Source organism: Mycobacterium sp. (genome assembly GCF_039583805.1).
GTDB lineage: Bacteria > Actinomycetota > Actinomycetes > Mycobacteriales > Mycobacteriaceae > Mycobacterium.
Map to the genome: position 1 here is coordinate 20,779 of NZ_JAVKSH010000018.1, position 7,127 is coordinate 27,905.

Annotated in this window: 7 protein-coding genes; 1 reads left to right on the plus strand and 6 read right to left on the minus strand. The window is 68.4% G+C overall.

What is annotated here, in order from left to right; translation table 11 throughout:
* The 6 genes from ABDW21_RS03945 to ABDW21_RS03970 all read right to left on the minus strand — a co-directional run.
* Positions 1 to 1,247: acyl-CoA dehydrogenase family protein (locus ABDW21_RS03945; RefSeq protein ID WP_343710078.1), on the minus strand; the 1,247-nt coding region annotated here is incomplete at its 3' end.
* Positions 1,248 to 1,260: 13 nt separating this feature from the next.
* Positions 1,261 to 1,869, minus strand: a complete 609-nt coding sequence (locus tag ABDW21_RS03950; RefSeq protein ID WP_343710079.1) for a TetR/AcrR family transcriptional regulator — start codon at positions 1,867 to 1,869, stop codon at positions 1,261 to 1,263.
* Positions 1,869 to 2,777 (minus strand): hydroxymethylglutaryl-CoA lyase, encoded by a 909-nt coding sequence (locus ABDW21_RS03955; RefSeq protein WP_343599739.1) that lies wholly within the window; start codon positions 2,775 to 2,777, stop codon positions 1,869 to 1,871. The genes ABDW21_RS03950 and ABDW21_RS03955 overlap by 1 nt, the downstream gene beginning before the upstream one ends.
* Positions 2,774 to 3,979 carry a CoA transferase gene (locus ABDW21_RS03960; protein ID WP_343599741.1) on the minus strand — a complete coding sequence of 402 codons (1,206 nt, stop codon included), beginning with the start codon at positions 3,977 to 3,979 and terminating at the stop codon, positions 2,774 to 2,776. Before ABDW21_RS03960 ends, ABDW21_RS03955 begins: the two co-directional genes overlap by 4 nt.
* Positions 3,976 to 5,157, minus strand: a complete 1,182-nt coding sequence (locus tag ABDW21_RS03965) for an alpha/beta hydrolase (protein WP_343599743.1) — start codon at positions 5,155 to 5,157, stop codon at positions 3,976 to 3,978. Before ABDW21_RS03965 ends, ABDW21_RS03960 begins: the two co-directional genes overlap by 4 nt.
* Positions 5,158 to 5,159: 2 nt before the next feature.
* Positions 5,160 to 6,251: a homogentisate 1,2-dioxygenase gene (locus tag ABDW21_RS03970; RefSeq protein ID WP_343599745.1), complete on the minus strand. Its 1,092-nt coding sequence runs from the start codon at positions 6,249 to 6,251 to the stop codon at positions 5,160 to 5,162.
* A 202-nt stretch (positions 6,252 to 6,453) separates the two neighbouring features.
* On the opposite strand from ABDW21_RS03970, the gene ABDW21_RS03975 reads away from it, so the two are divergent.
* Positions 6,454 to 7,127: helix-turn-helix domain-containing protein (locus ABDW21_RS03975; protein WP_343710083.1), on the plus strand; the 674-nt coding region annotated here is incomplete at its 3' end.

The following is a 7,127-nucleotide window of genomic DNA, read 5'->3' on the forward strand; positions in this document are numbered from 1 at the left end:
TGGGTCGATCCCTTCTGGCCGAACCCGAAGAGCCGCTGGGCTACCCGGCGGATCTGGATCTCCTCGGCGCCTTCGGTGATGCGGTAGCGGCGATGATGCCGGTAGATGTGCTCGAACGGTTCGTGACGGCTGTAACCCACGCCGCCGAAGGTCTGCATGGCCTGGTCGGCGGCGTCGCACACCAGTCGGTTGGCGCGGTAGTTGGCCATCGACACCTTGTCGGAGACCTCCAGGTGGTGGTTGCGGTCCAGGTGCCAGGCCGCGTAATAGACCAGCAGCCGCACCATCTGGGCTTCGGTCTGCAACTCCGCCAGCGGCCACTGCACGGCCTGGTTGACCGCCAGCGGCCTGCCGAACACGACGCGCTCACGGGCGTACTCGGCGGCGCGGTTGATGCAGTACTGTGCGGCCCCCAGGCTGCCGGCCGCTTGCCGAATCCGGTTCTCGTGCAGGAAAGTCTGCGCGACCTCCAGCCCGCGGTCCACCTCGCCGAGCACCGCATCGGCGGGTATGGGCACATCGGTGAGCTCGACCTCGCCGTGGTCGCTGGGCATGTTGAATGTCCACCAGTAGAACGGGACGGTGAAACCCGGCGCGTCGGTGGGGACCAGGAACGCGGTGATGCCCCGGGCATGTCCGGGCTCACCGGAGGTGCGGGCGAAGATCAGGTCGTGGGTGGCGCGGTGCACGCCGGTGTTCCACCGCTTGGAGCCGTTGATCACCCAGCCGTCGCCGTCGGACACGGCGCGGGTCTCCAGCCAGGTTGCGTCCGACCCGTGTTTCGGCTCGGTGAGCCCGAACGCCATCGAGCGTTCCCCGGTGATCAGCGCCTCCGACCATTCGCTGCGCTGCGCGTCGGTGCCGAACCTCTCGATCATGATCACCTGGGGGAAATTGCCGACGATCGACGACTCGTTCTGCAGGTCGTTGTGCAGTCCGACCCCTTTGGCGGCCAGATGTTCACGGATGACGGCCATGTCGAGGTTGGTGCCGTCCCGGCCGCCCAGCGACGCCGGCAGCCCGTAGCGCAGCCAGCCGGCCTTGTCGGCCCGTCGGCGCATCTCGTCGAGCAGGTCCTCCCATTCCCGCCGTGGGATGCCGCCGCCCTCGACGTCGGTGCGGGCGAACTCGCGCCGATGATCGAAGTACTGCATGTTCTCTGCCTGCAACGGCGTGATCTCGGCGTCGATGAACGCGTCGATCTGGGCGAGCATGCGCGGAAGGTGTTCTGGTAGTGCGAAATCCACGGGTCAATCCTTTCTAGAAGCCATACAGGGTCTTCTTCCAGATCCTCGACAGGGTGGTGATGGCGTCGCGGTCGCTGATCTGGCGGCCGAGGCAGCCCGACGGTCCCACGAACACGGTGGTGAAATTCTCGAAGAGCAAGGCGATGGCGGCGCCGGTGTGCCCGGGGTCAAGGTCGTGGGCGTACCCCTGCTCCTGGGCGCGTCGCACCGACGCCGCGACGATGTTCATGCCGAAGCGCCGAAACTCGTTCTGAACCTCAGCGAATCGCGGCTGGGTTGCGGCCAGTTGCGCCACCGCGATCATGATGCCGATGTTCTGCTTGAACATGTTCCAGTAGCCGGTGACCACCGAGGTGAAGAACTCCGTGTCGTCGGGGGAGCGGGGCAGGCTGAGGCACAGTCCCGACGGGGCGACGACGTCGTGCAGGAACGACTCCGCCAGCGCGGCCAGCAGGTCCTCTTTGTCGGTGAAGTAACGGTAGAACACCGCCGGGGAGCGTCCCGCCGCCGAGGTGATGTCCGCCAGCGTGGTGCCGTGGAAACCCCGTTCGGCGAACAGTTTCCGCGCTGCCTGCTCGATCGCCCAGCGGGTCTGGCGGCCCTTGGAGCTCAGCTGCGGCATCAGTGCCTGATCCGGTCGCCGGCGCGCAGCAGCGCGCCGGGCAGGTCGTGGCCGACCGCCTCCCGGGCGACCTTCGCGGCGGCGATGGCGGCCTGCAGGTCGACATCCACGCTGATGCCGCTGTCGGTCAACAGGTAGACGAGATCCTCGGTGGCGATGTTGCCGGTGGCGCCGGGCGCGAACGGGCAGCCGCCCAGCCCGCCGGCCGACGAGTCCAGCCTGCTGATGCCGCACTGCACCGCCGCATAGGCACTGGCCAGGCCGGCACCTCGGGTGTTGTGAAAGTGCCCGCCCAGCGGCAGGGTCCCGATCGCCGGCCGCAGCGCCGCGATCAGCGACTCGACCCGGCCCGGTGTCGTGGTGCCGATGGTGTCGGCGAGGGAAAGCCTGTCGGCACCGTATTCGACAGCGGCGCAGGCGATGTCGACGACTCGCTGCGGTGCTGTCGGCCCCTGGAACGGGCAGTCCCACGCGGTCGCGACGATGACCTCCACGAGGACGTCGCTGTCGTGGGCGATCGCGACGATGTCGGCGATCTGCGCGGTGGCCTCGGCGCTGGTGCGGCCGACGTTGGCGCGGCTGAACTCATCCGAGGGAGACACCACGTACTCGATGGCCCGCAGTCCGGCGGTGACGGCGCGTCCGGCGCCGTTGGGGCTGGCCACGAGTGCGGAGAACTCGATGCCCGGCGGGCGGTCCCGGTAGCGGTGCAGCTGCGCGGCGACGTCGGCGGCGTCGGCCATCGACGGGACCTTGGACGGAGACACGAACGCCGTCGCCTCGACCTCGCGCACCCCGGTGGCCGCTATCGCCTCCAGCAGTCCCAGCTTCGCCGACAACGGAATTGGTGTCTCGATCTGCAGCCCGTCGCGCAGCGACACATCACGAATGGTCACATGAGCGCTCACAGCACCTCCTCGGCGTGCAGCCGTTCGAGTTCCCCGGCGGTCTTGCCGAGCAGCCCGCGGTAGACGTCGTCATTGTGCTGCCCCGGGCGCGCCGGCCCGGCGTTGCGGATGCCGCCCGGGGATTCGGAGAACACCGGCACCACGCCCGGTCCCCGGACGATTCGTTGCACCCGCTCGTCGAAGTGCTCGGCGATCATGCCGCGGGCCCGCAGCTGCGGATCGCGCACCACGTCGGCAACCGTGTTGATGCGTCCCGCGATCACCCCTGCGGCGGAAAGTGTTTCGATGATGTCGTCGGGCTGGCGCCGCGCGGCCCAGTCGCCGATGATGGTGTCGAGCTCGTCCTGGTTGCGCCCCCGAGAGCCGTGGGTGGTGAACCGGTCGTCGCCGGCCAGTTCCGGGCGGCCCATCGCCTGGCAGAGCCGGGCGAACACGGTGTCCTGGTTGGCGGCGATCACCACCCAGGTGCCGTCGGCGCTGCGGTAGATGTTCGACGGCGCGATGCCCTCCAGCCGGGTGCCCGACGGCCCGCGCACCACCCCGGCGACGTCATAGTCGGGAATGGTGGATTCCTGGATGGCCAGACACGCCTCGGTCAGTGCCACGTCGACGACCTGGCCCCGGCCGGTGATGGTCCGTCGGTACAGCGCGGCGAGCGCCCCCTGCGCGGCGAACATGCCGGCCAGGCTGTCGCCCAGCGACAGCGCCAGCCGCGGCGGCGGGCCGCCGGGGAACCCGTTGAGGTGGCGCAGCCCGCTGGCGGCCTCGGCCACCGAGGCGTATCCGGCCTTGTGGGCGTCCGGGCCGGTCTGCCCGTAGCCTGAGACTCGGACCAGGATGATACCCGGGTTGCGTTGCGCCAGAACGTCGTAACCCAGAACCCATTTTTCCAGCGTGCCCGGGCGGAAGTTTTCCACCACGATGTCGGACTTCTCGACGAGTTCCAGGAACAGCTCGCGGCCGCGGTCGCGGCGCAGATCCAGCGTGACGGCTCTTTTGTTGCGGGCGTGCACGGTCCAGAAGAAGTGGTGACCGTCGAGTTCGGCTTGTCCCCAGGTGCGCAGCGGATCCGGCGCCCCGGGCGATTCGACCTTGATCACGTCGGCGCCCATGTCGGCGAGCAGGCGTCCGGCGAACGGCCCGGCGATCAGGGTGCCCAGTTCCAGCACCCGGACCCCGTCCAGCGCGCCGGCGGGTGTCATTCGGCCGCCGCGAAGTCGTGGCGCACCAGCCAGCCGGTGATGATCTCGACCGCTTGTGCCAGCTTGTCGTGCTGGTCCGGGCCGGCGTAATAGTGTGTGGCGCCGGGAATCTCGTACATCTGCTTGTCGGGATGCGCGATAGCCTCGAAGAGCCTGCGGGTGTGGCTGGGCGTGCAGGCGTCGTCGGCGAGGTTGCCGATCACCAGCGCCGGCACCGCCAGGTCACGTCCGCAGGTGACGCCGTCGCCGTTCGCGTCGTCGTAGCTCCACTGCGACAACCAGCTGCGCAACGTGCAGAACCGAGCCAGTCCGACTGCGCTCATGTTCACCACCGCGGGCTCACCCAGATAGCAGGTTCCCGGGGTGCGACCGTTGGGATCGACCGTGGGGTCCAGCCAGCGCGGGTCGGCCATGGTGCCGTGCACGACGAACCCGAACTCGTCATCGGGGCGCCCTGCCGCCTTCAGTTCGGCCAGTTTGTCCTTGACCCAGCCGGTGATGCGACGGTTGCGGTCGATCTGGGCCTGCCGGTAGCGGGCGAGGAATTCTGCGCAATAGGGCGGCCGGTTGGGGTTGTCGGCGTTGTACAGGTCCAGCTCGGGATCGCGCTTTGTGGGGTCGGACTCGTCGAGGATCGACGCGTCCAGCCATTCGGTGAGGGTGCCGTGCCGGCTGACGTGGGCGGCCAGCAGCATGATGCCCTCGGCGGGGATGAGGTCGAGTGCGGTGAGGTCGGGGCCGTCGCCGGATGGGCTCGACGTGACGGTGGCGTGCCGGGCCTGTTGCTGATAGAAGAGCGACAGCGAGCCGCCGCCGCTCCACCCGGCCAGCACCACCTTGCGGTAGCCGAGCCGGCGCTTGGCATCTTTGATGCACTCGCCGAGGTCTTCGACCACCTTCTCGATCAGCAGCGCCGAGTCGGTGCCGCGGAACCGGCTGTTGCAGTAGATGACGTGGTGGCCGGCGCGGGCCAGCGCCCCCACGATCGGCAGGTAGGCCCCGCCGCCGATCGGATGCATGAACACGATCACCGTGTCGGAGGCCACGTCGCGCGGCGTGAGCAGGTGGCTCTCCAGGATGGTCATCTCGGCCAGCCCGCCGTAGACGTCGCGGACAGCGGAATTGTTCTGGAAAGCAACCAGATACGGAATCCGGTCGTACTGGTGACGCAGCGCCATGCTCAGTGCTGCCCGAGGTCGTGGGCCAGCACCTCGGCCGACGGCGTCAGCCTGTGGCGGGTGTCGATCGCGATCACCTGCCAGTCCACGCGGGCATAGTCGTCGAACTTACGCCGCGCGCGCTCGCGTGCCTTCTCCGGGGCGCCGTGGTGAACCCCTTGCGGCGCATGCGAAATCAGACCTGGCGGCATCGGTAGGCCGTAGAGCGAGCCGCCATGGAAGAAGGCGATCTCGTCATAGTCGACGTTGCGGTGATACCAGGGGGTGCGTTCGGTGCCGGGCACGCTTTCCGCGGGCTTGGGCAGGAAGTTCATCACGTAGACGCCGGTGGCCTGCATGAACAGGTGCACCGTCGGCGGCAGGTGCACGCTGTCGGAGGTGACCACGTTGTAGTCGGCGATGTTGAAGCTGAACGGAAAGTTGTCGCCGCGCCAGCCTTCGACGTCGAGCGGATTATGTTGGTAGTACAGCGTTGTCGGGCCACCGTCGTGCATCAGTCGTACTTCGTACTCGTCGCGGCCATCATCGTCCGGGTGCGCCGGTTCGGGGATGGTGGCCTGTGACGGGTCGAACGGGAAATGCCGGCCCAGCGCGCCGGGCGGCGGAACCCGGAACTCGTCGGCGGCCTCGATCATCAGCAATGTGGTCTCGCTGTCCGGCACCTGCCGCCAGGTGGTGGCCTTCGGCAGGTACAGCCAGTCACCCTGGCGGTAGCGCAGCGGCCCGAACTCGGTTTCCAGCAGCCCGGCACCGGCGTGGACGAAACACAGCAGGTCGCCGTCGACGTGGCGGGCGTAAAACGGCATCGGCTCGCCGCGCCGTGACAACGAGATCCGGCAGTCGGGGTTGGCGAACAGCAGCAGCGGCCCGCCGTCGGCGTCGCTGGCGTCGGCGGGTTTGAGCTGGTCGGCCAGCACGTCGACCGGCCGCAGCGGGCCGACCGCGCGATAGGCGGTGGGGTCGTGGCGGCGGTAGAGGTTCGCGGTACGCCCGGTGAACCCGCCGCGGCCCAGCTCGTCGTCCTTCAGGCCGTCAAGATCAGCGTGCAGGCGGCGTGGCGTCTTGCCTTTGCGCAGGTGGACGAAGGATTCCATGGATGACTCCCCGGTCGGCGAAAACGGCGGCGGCACAACAAAACTGAAAGTGACGTTACTTTCTCTTTGATCGTGGCACAAGGGCGGACTCGCCTCTCGGTCGGCCCCGGTCGCTAGTCTGGATAGCGTGGGCGCCGACATGCCGGGCCGCATGTGGGAGTTTGTCACCGCGCCGCCGCGGAGTGCTCCCGGCGTCGCATCGATGGTGGGATATCGGGCCGTGCATCCGCTCGCCGCACGCGCACTCTTCGGAATGCCGACCGCCGAGTTGAGCGCGATCGACTTCGACGCTTCCGCTGTGCTGGGCGGGCGTGGGATCGAGTTATGGGGGCGCGTGGCCGAGATGCGGCACTGGCAGGACGCGTTCACGTTGATCGCCGACTACCTGGTCGACGAGCGGCAGCGGCGTGACCGTGCGACAGTGCGTCCCGAGGTCGCGCACGCCTGGCACCTACTGGAGCGCAGTCGCGGCCGGGCTCCGGTCAGTGCGGTCGCGGACGCAGTCGGGGTGAGCGCACGGCATTTGACGACGCTGTTTCACGGCGAAGTCGGCTGGTCACCCAAGACTGTCGCGATGCTAATCCGCTTCGAGCGTACGACCGCCCGGATCGCGCAGTCGGCGGCCCACCGCGGGTCCGTCGACCCGACGGCCGTCGCGCTCGACACCGGCCACAGCGATCAGGCCCACCTGACCCGCGAGTTTATCCGGTTCGCGGCGGTACCGCCGCGTCGCTGGCTGGCCGAAGAGTTCCGAAACATTCAAGACGGCGGCCAGTTGTCCGCAACATACTGCGAGCATGACCCTGTCGAAACCGACCCTGTCGAAACCGACCCTGTCGAAACCGACCCTGTCGAAACCGACCCTGTCGAAACCGA

Coding starts and splice junctions, on each gene's coding strand:
- ABDW21_RS03970 (WP_343599745.1), bottom strand. CDS start 6,251: ATGGAATCCTTCGTCCACCTGCGCAAAGGCAAGACGCCACGCCGCCTG.
- ABDW21_RS03950 (WP_343710079.1), bottom strand. CDS start 1,869: ATGCCGCAGCTGAGCTCCAAGGGCCGCCAGACCCGCTGGGCGATCGAG.
- ABDW21_RS03965 (WP_343599743.1), bottom strand. CDS start 5,157: ATGGCGCTGCGTCACCAGTACGACCGGATTCCGTATCTGGTTGCTTTC.
- ABDW21_RS03960 (WP_343599741.1), bottom strand. CDS start 3,979: ATGACACCCGCCGGCGCGCTGGACGGGGTCCGGGTGCTGGAACTGGGC.